This is a genomic window from Pseudomonas fuscovaginae SE-1, from assembly GCF_000364705.1.
In the GTDB taxonomy this organism is placed as follows: Bacteria; Pseudomonadota; Gammaproteobacteria; order Pseudomonadales; family Pseudomonadaceae; genus Aquipseudomonas; species Aquipseudomonas fuscovaginae_A.
Genome location: NZ_AQOH01000094.1, coordinates 26,345 through 42,015 on the forward strand (window position 1 = coordinate 26,345; position 15,671 = coordinate 42,015).

General features: G+C 65.7%; 12 protein-coding genes and 1 pseudogene. 11 read left to right on the top strand and 2 right to left on the bottom strand.

Annotation, left to right across the window (positions count from 1 at the left end):
- The first annotated feature begins 15 nt into the window (after positions 1-15).
- Complete coding sequence (locus tag K675_RS0110615; RefSeq protein ID WP_017903501.1) at positions 16-1,656, top strand: methyl-accepting chemotaxis protein; 1,641 nt, start codon at positions 16-18, stop codon at positions 1,654-1,656.
- Positions 1,657-1,758: 102 nt separating this feature from the next.
- Here the strand turns inward: K675_RS0110615 and K675_RS0110620 are convergent, their stop codons facing one another.
- Both K675_RS0110620 and K675_RS0110625 read right to left on the bottom strand, forming a co-directional pair.
- Entirely contained in the window at positions 1,759-2,916 is a 1,158-nt protein-coding gene (locus K675_RS0110620; protein WP_017903502.1) for an alpha/beta hydrolase family protein, read from the bottom strand.
- A gap of 184 nt (positions 2,917-3,100) precedes the next feature.
- Positions 3,101-4,039 carry a LysR family transcriptional regulator gene (locus K675_RS0110625; RefSeq protein WP_017903503.1) on the bottom strand — a complete coding sequence of 313 codons (939 nt, stop codon included), beginning with the start codon at positions 4,037-4,039 and terminating at the stop codon, positions 3,101-3,103.
- A 278-nt stretch (positions 4,040-4,317) separates the two neighbouring features.
- On the opposite strand from K675_RS0110625, the gene K675_RS0110630 reads away from it, so the two are divergent.
- From K675_RS0110630 to K675_RS0110675, 10 genes and pseudogenes are all read left to right on the top strand, one after another.
- On the top strand, positions 4,318-5,259 hold the full coding sequence (locus K675_RS0110630; RefSeq protein ID WP_017903504.1) for a VOC family protein: 942 nt from the start codon (positions 4,318-4,320) through the stop codon (positions 5,257-5,259).
- Between the two features lie 3 nt (positions 5,260-5,262).
- Entirely contained in the window at positions 5,263-5,610 is a 348-nt protein-coding gene (locus K675_RS0110635; protein WP_017903505.1) for a Rieske (2Fe-2S) protein, read from the top strand.
- A 140-nt stretch (positions 5,611-5,750) separates the two neighbouring features.
- Entirely contained in the window at positions 5,751-6,875 is a 1,125-nt protein-coding gene (locus K675_RS0110640; protein WP_017903506.1) for an FAD-dependent oxidoreductase, read from the top strand.
- A gap of 99 nt (positions 6,876-6,974) precedes the next feature.
- Positions 6,975-8,645, top strand: a complete 1,671-nt coding sequence (locus tag K675_RS0110645; RefSeq protein WP_017903507.1) for a DUF1302 domain-containing protein — start codon at positions 6,975-6,977, stop codon at positions 8,643-8,645.
- A 14-nt stretch (positions 8,646-8,659) separates the two neighbouring features.
- Complete coding sequence (locus K675_RS0110650) at positions 8,660-10,027, top strand: DUF1329 domain-containing protein (RefSeq protein WP_017903508.1); 1,368 nt, start codon at positions 8,660-8,662, stop codon at positions 10,025-10,027.
- A 51-nt stretch (positions 10,028-10,078) separates the two neighbouring features.
- Positions 10,079-11,140, top strand: a complete 1,062-nt coding sequence (locus tag K675_RS0110655; RefSeq protein ID WP_017903509.1) for a WD40/YVTN/BNR-like repeat-containing protein — start codon at positions 10,079-10,081, stop codon at positions 11,138-11,140.
- Between the two features lie 3 nt (positions 11,141-11,143).
- Positions 11,144-13,642 carry an efflux RND transporter permease subunit gene (locus tag K675_RS0110660; RefSeq protein WP_017903510.1) on the top strand — a complete coding sequence of 833 codons (2,499 nt, stop codon included), beginning with the start codon at positions 11,144-11,146 and terminating at the stop codon, positions 13,640-13,642.
- Positions 13,632-14,837, top strand: a complete 1,206-nt coding sequence (locus K675_RS0110665) for an MFS transporter (RefSeq protein ID WP_017903511.1) — start codon at positions 13,632-13,634, stop codon at positions 14,835-14,837. Before K675_RS0110660 ends, K675_RS0110665 begins: the two co-directional genes overlap by 11 nt.
- An 11-nt stretch (positions 14,838-14,848) precedes the next feature.
- Positions 14,849-15,421 (top strand): cupin domain-containing protein, encoded by a 573-nt coding sequence (locus K675_RS0110670; protein ID WP_017903512.1) that lies wholly within the window; start codon positions 14,849-14,851, stop codon positions 15,419-15,421.
- Positions 15,418-15,671, top strand: a pseudogene (locus K675_RS0110675) (fumarylacetoacetate hydrolase family protein); the annotation flags it as partial. The gene K675_RS0110670 and the pseudogene K675_RS0110675, both read left to right, overlap by 4 nt.

Consider the following 15,671-nt stretch of genomic DNA (forward strand, 5'->3'; position numbering starts at 1 on the left):
TGTGCAGGTTTGCCTATGAACTGGTTCTACAACGCCAAGATCTCGACCAAGCTTTATCTCGCCTTCGCTTTTTGCGCCTCCATCACGCTGGTGGTCGGCATTCTCGGCAGCCTGGGCATTGGCTCGTTGTCTTCAAGCCTGCAACTGGTGTTTACCAACAACCTGGTGTCGGTGGCCAAAACCGCCGAGGCTCGCTCCAATGCCATCACGCAGAACCGTGAGCTGTATCGTCTGCTGTCAGTAGCTGCCGCGGGGGACTCCGCGTCCGAGCGCAGCAGCATCGTCGCCTCCATGAAGGACAGTCGCGAAAAGAGCGAGCGTGCCTTCGCCATCTACCGTGCCACTCCGCTGGCCGATGACGAGCGGGCGGCTGGCGATCGCATGGAGAAGGATTGGCCCGCCTATCAGGCACTCGTCGATCGTGCGGTGGCGATCATCAACGAGGGTGATCTGGCCGGGGCCCGGCGCTTCATTTCCGGGGAATTGCATGAGGGCTTCCGTAAAATCAACGATGAATTGACCATCATGGTCGAGTCCAACAACCGCCAGATCGGTGAGGGCGGCGAGGAGGCGCGTGCCACGGAAGCGGCGGCCAAGCTCAAGTTGTATACCGGTATCGGCCTGGCCTTTGTGGCGGCCGTTGTGTTGGGCATGTTCATCAGCCGGGTGATCAGCGCCCCGATCGCATCCGCTGTGCGTAACGCCCAGCGCATTGCCAGTGGCGATCTCACCCAATCGATCCAGAGCGGTCACCGGGATGAGGCCGGTCAGCTGTTGACGGCGCTCGGCGAGATGCAGGGCGGACTGAAGGGGACCATTGCGCAGATCGCCAGTGCCGCGGATCAGTTGGCTTCGGCCGCCGAAGAACTCAATGCCGTGACCGAGGAAAGCAGCCGTGGCCTGACCCGGCAGAACGACGAGATCCAACTGGCCGCTACCGCTGTCACCGAGATGAGCGCGGCGGTCGAGGAGGTTGCACGCAATGCCACCTCGGCTTCCGAAGCGTCCGGGCAGACCAGCCAGGAGGCGGCCAGCGGCCGTGACCAGGCCCGCGAGGCGGTCAAGGCCATCACCAGCGTGAACAACGAGATTGGTCAGTCGACGGTCATCGTCGATGAGCTGGCCGGCAGTGTCCGCGATATCGCCAAGGTGCTCGATGTGATCCGCGGCATCGCCGAGCAGACCAACCTGCTGGCACTCAATGCCGCCATCGAGGCGGCCCGAGCCGGTGAGCAGGGGCGCGGCTTTGCCGTGGTGGCCGACGAAGTCCGTGCCCTGGCGGCCCGCACTCAGTCCTCCACCGGTGAGATCGAGGCGATGATCGCCAGTGTGCAATCGCGTGCCGACGACGCAGTCAAGGCCATGGGCAACAGCCGGACCCTGGCCAACAGCACCCAGGAACTGGCCCAGGCCACCGGCGAATCCCTGGAGCGTATCGCCCAGAACATCGCCGCGATCAACGACCGTAATCTGCTGATTGCCACGGCCTCGGAAGAGCAGGCAAACGTCGCGCGCGAGGTCGATCGCAACCTGGTCAACATCCAGGACTTGTCCACCCAGACGGCGGCCGGCGCCAACCAGACCAGCGCCTCCAGCCAGGAACTGTCGCGCCTGGCGATCTCGTTCAATCAACTGGTGGGAACCTTCAAGCTGTAGCAGCCTGAGCATGAAACCAGGCCTGGCGCTTGTTGTCGATGGCCTCCCAACGATGCCGTCGATACCTGCACGCGTGCGCCGGCATCAGCGGCGCAAAGGCCGTCAGGCGGTGCGACCGCCAAGGGTCTCGGCCACCCAGTCGGCGATGTAGTGGCCGGCGTTGATGCTGTTGTCGAAGCTGGAGTGCTGCACGCCACCTTCGCGCTCGGTGAAGATCTTCAGCTCGCGTTTCGGGCTGTTCACCAGTTGCTCGTAGGTGCGATGTGCCCATTTGAGCGGAATCTGCGAGTCCTTCTCGCCGTGGGTGACCAGGAACGGCACGCGGATGCGCTCCAGCACGCCATCGAGGTGCACGTTCTCGGCGATGCGCATGAACGCGTCCATGTCGCTGGCCCCCCAGACCCATCGCACGTGCGCCCAGTAGTGCGGCACCGGGAAGTTGCCTTCCTTCTCCAGGCGCCGCTTCTGCACATCGCGCCAGTCATGGTTGGCGCCCCACACCACGCCGCAGGCGAAGCGCGGTTCGAAGGCCACCGCGCGCGGGCAGTAATAGCCGCCCAGGGACACGCCTTCCAGGCCGATGCGCTTGGGGTCGACGTCCGGGCGGGTTTCCAGCCAGTCCACCACGCGGCTGGCCCAGTGCTCGCTGTCGTAGCGTGCGGTCAGGCCGTGCAGGCGCAGCGCTTCACCGGTGCCGGGCTGGTCGATGATCAGTGAGGACACGCCGCGTCTGGCCAGCCAGGCGGGCAGGCCGACGCGGTATTTCATCTCTTTGGTCGAGTCCAGGCCGTTGACCTGTACCAGCAGCGGCGCGGGGCCGCTGACGCCCTCGGCGCGCACCAGCAGGCCCGAGAGGTGCTTGCCTTCATAGGGGATTTCCACCCGTTCGCAATTTTCCCGGGACAGGTCGAGGCCGCGGGCGAAGGTGTCCAGAAAGCGTTGGTACAGTTCGGCGCGTCCCGGCGCGCCGTGGGCCTGCAGGCGCTCGCAAGTGAGGTAGTAGGTCGCGGCGCGGTTGTATTTCTCGCCGGCGGAGAGGTGGCGGCCAGCCGCTTCATCTTCCTCGGCCAGGGCGCACAGCTTGTCGGCCATCTTCGACCAGGTTTCGCGAAACGCCTGGGTGCCGGCGGCGTCGGGCTGCTTGGCGGCCTCCTGCAGCGGGGCGCACATTTCCTCGATTTCACCCAGGCGGGCACCCATCTCGATGGCCAGGTCCACCGAGAGATTCCAGACGTAGTTGGTGGGGAAGTAACGGAACATTCTTATTGTCCTTCTGCGGTCGTTGAGTCCGGCGCCGTAGAGCTGCGACAGGCACGCAGGGCGCGGTTCAAGGGTCAAGGTACGCAGGCAGGGGAGGACGGGGCCAATCGTGAGTCGGGATGCGAGGTATCGCCAAACGCGATGCCCCGGCACGGTTGTGGCGGCTGGGGCGATGAGTCGGTGTTCAGACGGTGGCGCGAAGGGGCGCTGGCTGCTGGTCGGCGCGCTGGATGAACTCGAGGATGCGCTCACGCAGCCAGCGGTGCATCGGGTCACCGTCCATGCTGCGGTGCCAGAGCATGAATTCGCGCATCACCGGGATTTTCACCGGCGGCGGCAGGATGCGCAGGGGTAGGTAGCCCGCGTAGAGTTCGGCCAGCCGACGGTGCATGGTCGCGATGCGCTGGGTGCCGACCAGTAGCTGCGGCAGGGTGTTGAAGTCGTTGGTGATGACTTCCAGGCGGCGGTTGAAACCGTACTGGCTCATGAACCAGTCCTCGATGCTCAGGTGCCGGTTGCGGCCAAAGCCCACCGAGATATGCCCCATTTCCATGTACTGCTCCAGGGTCAGTTGCTCACCGACCTCGGGGTGGTCGCGCCAGACCACGCAGACATGATCCTCCTCGAATAGCAGTTGCGCCGGGTGGCCCTCGATGAGGTAGCGCTCGGGCACGATCATCATGTCGACCTCGCCGCGCATCAGCAGCTCGGCGCTGTTGTCGCCGGGGCTGATCATCTCGAAGGTGATATGCGATGCCTCCTGGTGGATCTTCTGGATGACCTGGGCGAACAGCACGCTGATCAGGTAGTCCGAGGTCACCAGGCGAAAGTGACGCTTGCTGCTGGCGGGGTCGAACACCGGCTTGGCGGTGATCGAGGAGCGGATGGTCAGCAGCACCTCGCGCACCGGTCTGGCCAGCTCCTGGGCGTAGGGCGTGGGCTGCATCTTGCGGCCGACCTGCACCAGCAGCTCGTCCTCGAAGAAGGTCCGCAAACGCCCCAGCACGCCGCTGGTGGCCGATTGGGTCATGTGCAGGCGTTCGGCGGCACGGGTGATGTTCTGCTCTTCGAGCAGGACATCCAGTGCCACCAGCAGGTTCAGATCCAGATGGTGAAAGCGCATGGCGATGGCTCACGGTTCTTGTAGTTATTTTCGCGATACCTTCCGGCCACCTGATCGATACGTCAAGACCCCCTTATAGCCCAGGTGAGCTAACAGCCGACGCCATGGGCGGGCGCACAGGTATCGCGATTGTCGATGCCTTGCATCCTGACATGCGATTGGTCAGCCAGCCCCGACAGCCATCAACCTGCGCTCCAGTCGAGCGACCCTGCCGTCGCCAGACCGATGACCGGGCGACCTGCCTGGCGCCCGATAATAATTTCAACGGAGTGGTAGCCATGAACATTCTTGGACTCGACGCGCTGGTGTTCGGCGTCGACGATATCCAGGCCTGTGCCGATTGCCTGCGTGACTACGGCCTGACCGCCGCCCAACTGGATACCGACGGTGGCCGTTTCGAGGCCCTGGATGGTACCGCGATCATCATCCGCCGTGGCGATGACCCGAGCCTGCCAGCGGCGCTGGGCCCGACCCCGTCGCTGCGTGAGACGGTCTATGGGGTGGCCTCGGCGCAGGACCTGGACGCTATCGCCGACGAGTTGGGGCGTGACCGCCCGCTCAACCGCGATGCCCACGGCGTGCTGCACACCGTCGATGACCTGGGCTTTGCCATCGCCTTCCAGGTCTCGTGCCGCCGGGCCTTCGACGCACCGGCCGACCTCACCAATGCCCCTGGCAGCGCGCCACAACGCCCCCTCAACCAGTTGGGCATCACCCCGGACATGCCGGCGCAGCCGCGCACCTTGTCCCACGTGGTGTACTTCGTGCCTGACGCCGCCAAGGGCGAAGCGTTCTACCGCGACCGCCTGGGCTTCGTCACCACCGACCGCTTCGTCGGCGTCGGGCCGTTCATGCGTACCGCCGGCATGGATGACCATCACTGTCTGTTCATGATCCAGACGCCGCCGCACATGCAGGGCTGCGAGCACTTCACCTTCCACATGGGCAGCGGCACCGAAGTGCTGCTGGCCGGTACGCGCTTTCAGCAGAAGGGCTGGACCAGCTTCTGGGGGCCGGGCCGACACCTGCTGGGCTCCAACTGGTTCTGGTACTTCAACAGCCCGTTGGGCTGCCACATCGAGTACGACGCCGACATGGACAAGCATGACGACGACTGGGCGGCGCGCCAGGCACCGATGTCGGCGGATAACTCGCAGTTGTTCCTGTTCACCTCGCGGGAGAAGTGGGCACCCGGTGGTCCACCGCCCAAGCAGGGTTGAAGCGTGGGCAGCGCAGCGCTGTGCCAGCTCGATGAACTGGGCGAGGGTCAGGCGCGCGGCTTCGATCCGCTGGGACGGGGCGCCGACAGCCTGTTCGCCCTGCGGTACCAGGGGCATGTGCGGGTCTACCGCAACCTCTGTCCGCACCTGCTGGTGCCCCTGGAGTACCGCAAGGACCGTTTTCTCAGTGCCGACGGCCAATGGGTGATCTGTTACGCCCACGGGGCACGCTTTCGCCCGGACGACGGCCTCTGTGTCCACGGCCCGTGCCGTGGCGAGGTGCTGCAGCGGTTGGAGCACCGTGAAGCGGACGGCTGGCTGCTATTGCCGCTGGCGCAGTTGGAAGGCTGACCTATCACGCCGCGCGATAGGTCGCATCCCGGGACTCGATTGGTCAAAACCCGGCGCTGCCGGGAAGCTGTGCCCAGGCACAGGAAACGGCCGCTGCGCCCGACGCGGCGGACAACAAGAACAAAAACGTGAGATTTGCCATGAATACTGTGAACAAGGTGCTGGTCGTCGGCGGCGGGATTGGCGGACTGTGTGCCGCGATTGCGCTGCGGCGCAAGGGGATCGCGGTCGATCTGGTCGAGCTCAAGACCGAGTGGACCGTCTACGGCGTGGGCATCATCCAACAGAGCAACGTGGTGCGCGAGATGCAGCGCCTGGGCCTGCTGGATGCCTACCTCGATGCGGCTTACGCCTTCGAAGATGTCGCCATTTACACCACCCACGGTCAGCAACTGGCGCGCATTCCCGGCCAGCGCCTGGCCGGCCCGCAGTACCCGGCCAACGTCGGTATTTCCCGGCGTGCCCTGCACAAGGTGCTCAGTGAAACCGCCATGGAACTCGGCACCCAGGTGCACCTGGGCACCTCCGTGGAGCGCTTCGAGCAGGACGCCGAGGGCGTGGATGTGCTGTTCAGCGACGGTCGCCAGGGTCGTTATGCACTGATGGTGGGGGCCGACGGGCTGTTCTCGAGGATTCGTGGGCTGCTGTTCGGCGATCGGTACCAGCCGCGTTTCACCGGGCAGTCGGTGTGGCGCTACAACTTTCCGCGTGCGGCCGGTATCGATCACCTGGCCAACTACCAGGGCCCGTCGGGCAACGCCGGCCTGGTGCCGCTCGCCGACGACCTGATGTACCTGTTCACCACTTCCCACGAACCGGGCAATCCCTGGATGGAGCCAGACACCCTCGCCGAAGGCCTGCGCCAGCGCCTGGCCGGTTTCGGCGGGCTGATCGGCGAGCTGCGCGAGCAGATCCAGGACAGTGCCGAAGTCGTCTACAAGCCGCTGGAAGCCGTGTTCGTCGACGAGCCGTGGTATCGCGGCCGCGTCCTGCTGATTGGCGATGCCGCCCATGCCACCACGCCGCACCTGGGGCAGGGCGCCGGCATGGCCATCGAGGACGCCGTGGTGCTGGCCGAGGAACTCACCGCCGGCGGCAGCCTCGAGGCGCAGTTGCAGCGTTTCATGGACCGACGCTTCGAGCGTTGCAAGTTCATCAGCGAGATGTCCCTGCTGGCGGGCGAGAAGGAGGTTCAGCGCGATCCGTCCTTTGACCGTATCGGCCTGGTCAAGCAGATGCTGGAGGTCACCGCTCAGCCGATCTGAGCCCTTGTACCCGGCGCCCGCTGCCTGGCGGGTGCGCCGGACCCTACGCCAACGCCGACGTACAAGAACAAGAACAAGAACAAGAAAGAGGAAACCCCGATGTTGACTCGCAAAGATGCAACCGGGCGGTCGCTGCCGCCGCTCAAGCCCGTCACCCTGGCATTGCTGGCGCTGGCCGCCAGCCAGGCCCAGGCCTTCGAAATCGACACCGGCAACCCCGACATGCGGGTGCGCTGGGACAATACCCTCAAGTACAGCGCAGCCTGGCGTACCGAGGGCGCCAGCAGCAAGCTCACCGAGGGGCAGACCGCCCTGAACCTGGACGACGGTGATCGCAACTTCAACAAGGGCCTGATCTCCAACCGTCTGGACTTGCTGTCGGAGCTCGACATCACCTATGGCAACGTCGGTGCGCGGGTCAGCGGCGCAGCCTGGTATGACGATGTCTACAACCAGGGTACCGACAACAGCGACCCCAGCCGGGCCAACAGTTACTCGGTCGGCCACGACACGTTCACCGACGACACCCGTACCTTGCACGGGCGCAAGGGCGAGTTGCTCGACGCCTTCATCTTCGGCAAGACCGAGATCGGCGAGATGCCGGTGTCCGGTAGGCTGGGCCAATACGCCATGCAGTGGGGCGAGAGCCTGTTCTACGGCATGAACGGTATTGCCGGCGGCATGGCGCCGGTGGACGTGGTCAAGGGCCTGTCGGTGCCCAACACCCCGTTCAAGGAGTTGATCCGGCCGGTCAAGCAGGTGTCCGGGCAACTGCAACTGACCCCCGACGTCTCCCTGGGCGCCTACTACCAGTTCGAGTGGGAGGCCAGCCGCCTGCCGGCGGCCGGCAGCTATTTCTCCAACGATGACTTCTTCGGCGACGGCGGCGAGCGCATGTACGTGGGCGGCGCGGTCATGCCGGGCGGTCAGCCGCTGGCGTTCTACCGTGGCCAGGACAAGAAGGCCAAGGACTCGGGGCAGGGCGGTGTGCAACTGCGCTGGCGCACCGAAACCGTGGACTGGGGGGTCTATGCCATTCGTTTCCACGACAAGTCGCCGCAGCTCAACGTGCGCCCCGATTTCGCCAGCCTCAACCCGGTCACCGGCAAGGCCGGCGAGTTCTACTGGGTCTACCCCGAAGGCATCGAGGCCCTGGGCGCGAGCTTCTCCACCACCCTGAGCAACTTCAACATCGCCGGTGAACTGTCCACCCGCTGGAACCAGCCGCTGGCCTCGACCAACCAGCATGCCTTGCTCGTCGGCGAGGCGATCGACAACAGCGATGACCCGCTCTACGCCAACGGCCGCACGTTGCACGCCAACTTCTCCTGGCTGGCCAGCCTGGAGCCGAATTTCATCGCCCCCGAGTCGAGCTTCCTGGGTGAAATTGCCTGGAACCGGGTGATGAGCATCAGCCAGAACGCCGACGCCGTCGACCCCAACGCCGACCGCGACGCCACCAGCCTGCGCCTGGTCTTCGAGCCGATGTACCGGCAGATCCTGCCCGGCCTCGACCTGTCGGTGCCGATCGGCGCCAGCTACACCAACGGCGCGTCCATGGCCCTGGGAACCGGCTTTGGCACCGACCACGGCGGGGACCTGAACATCGGCCTCAAGGGCAACTACCTCAACACCTGGAACCTGGGCCTGACCTACACGCATTACTACGGCCCGCAGAACACCTTCCTCGACGCCAACAACCACTACACCTTCGAACAGTCGCTCAAAGACCGCGACTTCATCGCCTTCACCGTCAGCCGTACCTTCTGACCGAGGACTACCCGATGAAACACAACAAGAAAGTCGTTTGCCTGCTCACTGCCCTGAGTGCTTCCCTGCTGTTTGCCCACGGCGCCCTGGCCGCGGTCTCCGCCGAGGAGGCGGGCAAGCTCAAGACCACCCTGACGCCGCTCGGTGGCGAGCGGGCCGGCAACGCCGATGGCAGTATTCCGGCCTGGACTGGCGGCTACACCCAGGTCGACCCGGCCTACAAGGACGGCGGCAAGCGTGGCGACCCGTTCGCCGGCGACAAGCCACTACTGACCATCACCGCGCAGAACATGGCGCAATACACCGACAAGCTGACCCCGGGCATCCAGGCGATGCTCAAGAAATACCCGGACAGCTACCGGCTGCAGGTCTACCCCACCCATCGCAGCGCCGCCGCGCCGCAATCGGTGTACGACGCCACTTTTGCCAACGCCACCCGCGGCAAGCTGGTCGACGGCCCTGCCGGCCCGATGCCTGAGGGCGCGTCCGGGGGCATTCCGTTTCCGATTCCGGCCAACGGCGTGGAGGCCATGTGGAACCACCTGCTGCGCTGGCGCGGCGCCTCCTGGCATGCCAGCTTCAATCAGTACCTGACCACCGCCGATGGCAAGCACGTGCTGACCAACGACTCGCGCTCTGACCTGCAGATGCCCTGGTACCTGCCCGGCGGCAGTGGGGAGAAGGGGGTGTTCTGGTCGATCCGCATGACCAACGACGGCCCACCGCTGCGTGCCGGCGAAGCCATCACCGGCCTGGAAAACCTCAACGCCGACAAGGCCGCCGTGTGGACTTACCTGCCGGGCCAGCGCCGTGTCCGTCGCCTGCCCAACGCCTGCTGCGACACACCGACGCCCGCCACCGCCGGGGTCATGAGTTTTGATGAGTTGTACGTCTTCAACGGCCGCCTCGATCGCTTCGACTGGAAGCTGGTGGGCAAGAAGGAGATGTACATCCCCTATAACGCCAACCAGGTCTTCACCGCGGCCAACGCCGAAGCGCTGCTCGACCCGCACCACCTCAATCCTGCCGCCATACGTTGGGAGCTGCATCGCGTCTGGGTGGTGGAGGCGACCCTGAAGAACGGCCAGCGCCACGTGATGCCCAAGAGCACTTACTACCTCGACGAGGACACCTGGGCCGCTGTACTGGGTGAGCGCTACGACGCGCGCAACCAACTGGCCAAGGTGCTCTGGACCTCGCCTGTGGTGCTGCCTGACCTGCCTGGCGTGGTGACCCTCACCAATGGCTTCTACGACCTGCTCTCCGGTGCCTGGTTCGCCGGCGACCTGTTCGCCGGCAAGAACGAACAGTACCGCATCGTGCCGCCCTACAAGGACTCGGTGTTCACCGCCGATGCCATGGCGGGCGAGGGTGTGCGCTGAGGCGCACCTTTGCTGCGGCTGTCTCGACTATAAGAAAAAAGGTTGCGTGCGATGAAGAAGATCCTCTACGGCTGGCTGCTGGCGGCCTGCTGCGGGCTGCCCCCGGCTTTTGCCGGGAACAGTGTGAATGTCCTGGCGCAGCCCGCGCTGCAAGGTCCCCAGGCGCTGCGCGCGGTGCTGCAGGATGTGGCCCGCGCCGGCCAGCGCCTGGTGGCGGTGGGCGAGCGCGGTGTGGTGCTGCTTTGTGATGACAACGGCACGACCTGGCGCCAGGCCATGGACGTACCGGTGAGCGTCAGCCTGACCGCCGTGCAGTTCGTGGATGAACACCGCGGCTGGGCGGTCGGTCACGCCGGGGTCGTGCTGTACACCGAAGATGGTGGTGAGCACTGGGCCTTGCAGCTTGATGGGCAGCGCGCCGCCGCCCTGGAGCTGCAGGCGGCCGAGGCTTCCGGCGACGCCAACCGCGTCGCCGCCGCACAACGGCTGCTGGCCGACGGTGCCGACAAGCCGCTGCTGGCCCTGAGTTTTGCCGACGCACGGCACGGCCTGGTCGTGGGCGCCTATGGACTGGCCCTGAGCACCGCCGACGGCGGGCACAGCTGGCAGTCAAGCATGGACCGGTTACCGAATCCGCGCGGGCTTCACCTGTATGCCGTGGCCCGCCAGGGCGCCGACCTGTACATCGCCGGCGAGCAGGGCCTGCTGCTGCGTTCGCGTGACGACGGTGCCCATTTCGAGGCGCTGGAAGGGCCCTACGACGGTAGCTACTTCGCTGCCAGCGTGTTACCCAACGGCCGGCTGCTGGTCGGTGGGCTGCGCGGTTCGCTGTTCGCCTCCGACGACGGCGGTGCCAGTTTTCAGGCACTGGCCAATCCAGTGCCCGCTTCGCTCAACGGCATCCGCGTGGCTGGCGAGCAACTGCTGCTCGCCAACCAGGCGGGCCTGCTGCTGCGCAGTGGCCTCAGCCACTTCGTCGCGCAACCCTTGCCGGTTTCTGACGGTTTGCCACTGACCGCCGCGACCCTGGCCGCCGATGGCGCCATTGTCGCCGTTGGCATGGCCGGTGCCCGCCGCCTGGCGCCTTCCTCTCTTCCCACCCTGACGGACTGAGCCATGCACGCCACGAACCCACCCGCGCCGTCCAGCGGCCGTCTCGATGACTTCGACAGCACCTCCGGCTCGCTGCTGGAACGCGCCCTGTTCAACCACCGTGCGCTGGTCCTGCTATTGTGCCTGGCCGCGACCCTGCTACTGGGCTGGCAGGCTTCGCGCCTGACGCTCAACGCCAGTTTCGAGAAGATGATCCCCGGCGATCATCCGTTCATTCACAACTACCTGGCGCATCGCCAGGAACTGGCCGGCCTGGGCAACGCCGTGCGCATTGCCGTGGCCAACCCGCGCGGCACGCTCTATGACAAGGACTACCTGCGCAGCCTGCAGCAGCTCAACGACGCGGTGTACCTGCTACCGGGCGTGGACCGCGCGGCGATGAAGTCGTTGTGGACACCGTCCACCCGCTGGACCGGTGTGACCGAGGAGGGCCTGGAAGGCGGCCCGGTGATTCCTGATGGTTACGATGGCGGCGAAGCGAGCCTGGAGGCGCTCAAGCGCAATGTGGAACGCGCCAACGAGATCGGCCAACTGGTGGCTTTCGACCAGCGTTCGAGCATTATCTACGTGCCGCTGCTGGAGAAAACGCCGGATGGCCAGGCGCTGGACTACACGGCGTTCGCCCACGAGCTGGAAACCCTGCGCACCCGCTTCCAGGCGCAGGGGGTGGAGATTCACATCACCGGCTTCGCCAAGGTGGTGGGTGACCTCATCGACGGTCTGAAGCAGATCCTGCTGTTCTTCGCTGCCGCCATCGCGATCACTGCCGCCGTGCTCTACTGGTATACCCGCTGCGCGCGCAGCACCGCGCTGGTGGTGATCTGTTCGCTGGTGGCGGTGATCTGGCAGCTCGGCCTGCTGCCGCTGCTGGGTTACCAACTCGATCCGTACTCGGTACTGGTGCCGTTCCTGGTGTTCGCCATCGGCATGAGTCACGGTGCCCAGAAGATGAACGGCATCATGCAGGACATCGGCCGCGGCATGCACCGCCGGGTGGCGGCGCGTTTCACCTTCCGCCGGCTGTTCCTGGCGGGGCTCACCGCGCTGTTGTGCGATGCCGTGGGCTTTGCCGTGCTGATGATCATCCGGATCCAGGTGATCCAGGACCTGGCGGTCATCGCCAGCCTGGGTGTGGCGGTGCTGATCTTCACCAACCTGATCCTGTTGCCGGTGCTGCTGTCCTATCTGGGCGTCAGTGCCCGCGCGGCGCGCCGCAGCCTGCGGGCCGAAGAGGCCGAGGCGAGTGGGGCGGCCAAGCATGCGCTGTGGCGCTTCCTGGACCTGTTCACCCGTCGCCGCTGGGCTGCCGCGTGCATTGTCCTGGCTGCCCTCATGGCTGCCGGTGGCTACGCCGTGAGTCTGCACCTGAAGGTGGGGGACCTCGACGCCGGAGCCCCCGAACTGCGGGCGGATTCGCGTTACAACCGCGATAACGCCTTCGTGACCCAGCATTACGGCGCCAGCAGCGATGTCTTCGCCGTGATGGTGCGCACGGCCCCTGGCGGTTGCTCGGCCTACGACACCCTGAAACGGGTGGATGACCTGGACTGGCGGTTGCGCGGCCTGCCGGGCGTGGACTCGACCAACTCGCTGGCGCTGCTCAATCGCCGGGTACTGGTCGGCCTGTCCGAAGGCAACCCGAAGTGGTACGAGCTGGTGAACAACCAGGCGACCCTGAACATGGTCACCGCCAACGCTCCGCGTGGGCTGTACAACGATGACTGCAGCCTGCTCACGCTCTACGCCTACCTCACCGACCACAAGGCCGACACCCTGGCGCGGGTGGTCGACAGCGTGCAGACCTTTGCCCGGACCAACGACAGCGAGCAGGCGACGTTCCTGATGGCGGCCGGCAGCGCCGGCATCGAGGCGGCCACCAATCAGGTGGTGAAGCAGGCCAACCGCGACATGCTCTGGTGGGTCTATGGCGCGGTGATCCTGCTCTGCCTGGTGACCTTTCGTTCCTGGCGGGCGGTGCTCTGCGCGGTACTGCCGCTGGTGCTCACCTCGATCCTTTGCGAAGCGCTGATGGTCGCGCTGGGCATGGGGGTGAAGGTGGCGACCTTGCCGGTGATCGCCCTGGGCGTGGGGATCGGCGTGGATTACGCCTTGTACGTGATGAGCATCGTGCTGGCCCAGTTGCGCCAGGGCGCAAGCCTGTCCGAGGCCTATTACCGGGCGCTGCTGTTCACCGGCAAGGTGGTGATGCTCACCGGCGTGACCCTGGCCATTGGCGTGGGGACCTGGATTTTCTCGCCGATCAAGTTCCAGGCCGACATGGGCGTGCTGCTGGCCTTCATGTTCATCTGGAACATGGTGGGGGCGTTGATTCTGCTGCCGGCCCTGGCCTACTTCCTGTTGCCGCGTCAGCAACCCCGGGCGCAGGTGGAGCCGGTGCTGCCGGCCCTGGAGCAGAGGGTCCAGGCGCACGAGCAGCGTCCCGAGCCGGTTCGTCACAGCACCCGCCTTCGCGCGCTGGAGGAGGTGAGCCATGGGCGCTGAACGCACGGCGGGTAATGCACAAGCCTTGTTGCTGCTGTTCGGCAGTTGCCTGCCCGTACTGGGCGCGGTGCTCATCGCACCGGTGCTGCCTCGCATGCAGGCGCATTTCTCCGAGACGCCCGGTGCCGCCGTGCTGGTACCGGTGGCCCTCACGCTGCCAGCCCTGGTGATCGCCTTGCTCGCGCCGCTGGCTGGCGTGCTGGCGGACCGTGTCGGTCGCCGCCCGCTGCTGTTGGCCAGCATGCTGCTGTACAGCCTCTGCGGAGTATTGCCGCTGTGGCTGGACTCACTGGGCCTGATCGTGGCCAGCCGTGGCGGTATTGGCTTGGCCGAGGCCGGCATCATGACCTGCTGCACCACGCTGATGGGTGACTACTTCGACGGCCAGCGCCGGGAGCGGCTGTTCGCCTTGCAGATGGTGGTGACCTCGCTGTCGGCCGCGGTGTTCATGGGCGCAGGGGGCGCGCTGGGGGAAAGTGGCTGGCGTACGCCGTTCACGCTCTATGCCGTGGGCCTGCTGTGCCTGCCGTTGATGGCCGCGCTGCTCTGGGAGCCTCGGACCCATCGTTTCCAACCTGAGCCGACCTGCGTGACACGCTTTCCGTGGGCGGCCTTGGCGCCGTTGTACCTGCTCACGGCTCTGGCCGGTGTCAGCCTGTTCATCGTGCCGGTGCAGGCGGGTTACCTGCTGCAACTGCTGCATGTCGACGCACCGCAACAAGTGGGCTTGACCATGGGCGCCAATCAACTGGGCGTGCTGGTCGGCGCCCTGGCTTTTCGCCGATTGGGTCGCCTGCCGGCGGGCAGGCTGCTGGCCCTGGGGTTCGCTACGGCGGGCTCGGGCGGCGTGCTGATGGCCGTGTCGAGCAGCCATGCTCCCGTGGTCCTGGCGGTGCTGATCAATGGCCTGGGTGTCGGCCTGCTGCTGCCGACGCTGATTACGCAGGTGATGCAACAAGTCGGCTTCGATCAGCGTGGCCGTGCCACGGGCGGCTTCACGGCGTCGATTTTCGCCGGTGAGTTCGCCAGCCCACTGCTGGTGCTGGCCCTGACCGGCGGTGTGACGACGCAACTGCCGCATGCACTGTTGATGGTCGCGTTCGTTCAACTGGTACTGGGCCCGATATGCCTGCTGCTGAGCAGGACACAGAATCTTATGGTCGACGGTGGCACGACCATCGGCGACGGCAATTGAAAGGAGACAGCATGCAATCGCTTCCTGCATTCAAACGTGTGGTCACGGGCCACGATGCCCAGGGGCAGGCGGTCGTCGCCAGTTGTGGCCCGACGCCGAACAACTTCCCGCTCAGGGCGGTGCCCGGCACCCTGTTCTATGAAGTCTGGAACAGCGTCGGCAGCCCGGCGCTGCTGGACAATGGCGACGACCCCACGGCGCAGCCGCTGCAACTGAGCCCCGGCGCGCTCGGCAGTGTGATCCGTGTGGTGGACATTCCACCGGACAGCGTGCAGAACCAGGTCAGCGCCGAGAACGCGGCAGCCGTTTTTGCCGAGATCGGTGAGGCTCACGCCGGCACGGGCAAGGCCGATTCGAAGCACAAGCTGATGCACCGTACCCGGACCCTGGATTATGGCATCGTCACCGAGGGTGAGGTCTGGCTGGTGCTGGACGGCGACGAGGTTCAGCTCAAGCGGGGCGATATCGTGGTACAGCGCGGTACCAACCATGCCTGGAGCAACCGCAGCGAGCAGATGGCGCGTATGGTCTTCATTCTGCTCGACGGCCGTTACGCCGAGGACCTGAAGGAGCTGTTGCCATGAAGCTCGCCACGCTCGAAGACGGTAGCCGCGATGGCCGCCTGCTGGTGGTTGCCCGCGACCTGAGGCAGGCGGTGGACGCCAGTGGCGTGGTCGCCACGTTGCAGTCTGCCCTGGAGCATTGGTCGCAGGTCGAGAGCGACTTGCAGCACCTCTACCAGCGGCTCAATGCCAACGAGGTGGAGCAGGCCTTTGCCCTTGACCTGCAACAGCTTGCCGCGCCGTTGCCGCGCGCCAGCCAGTGGCTCCACGG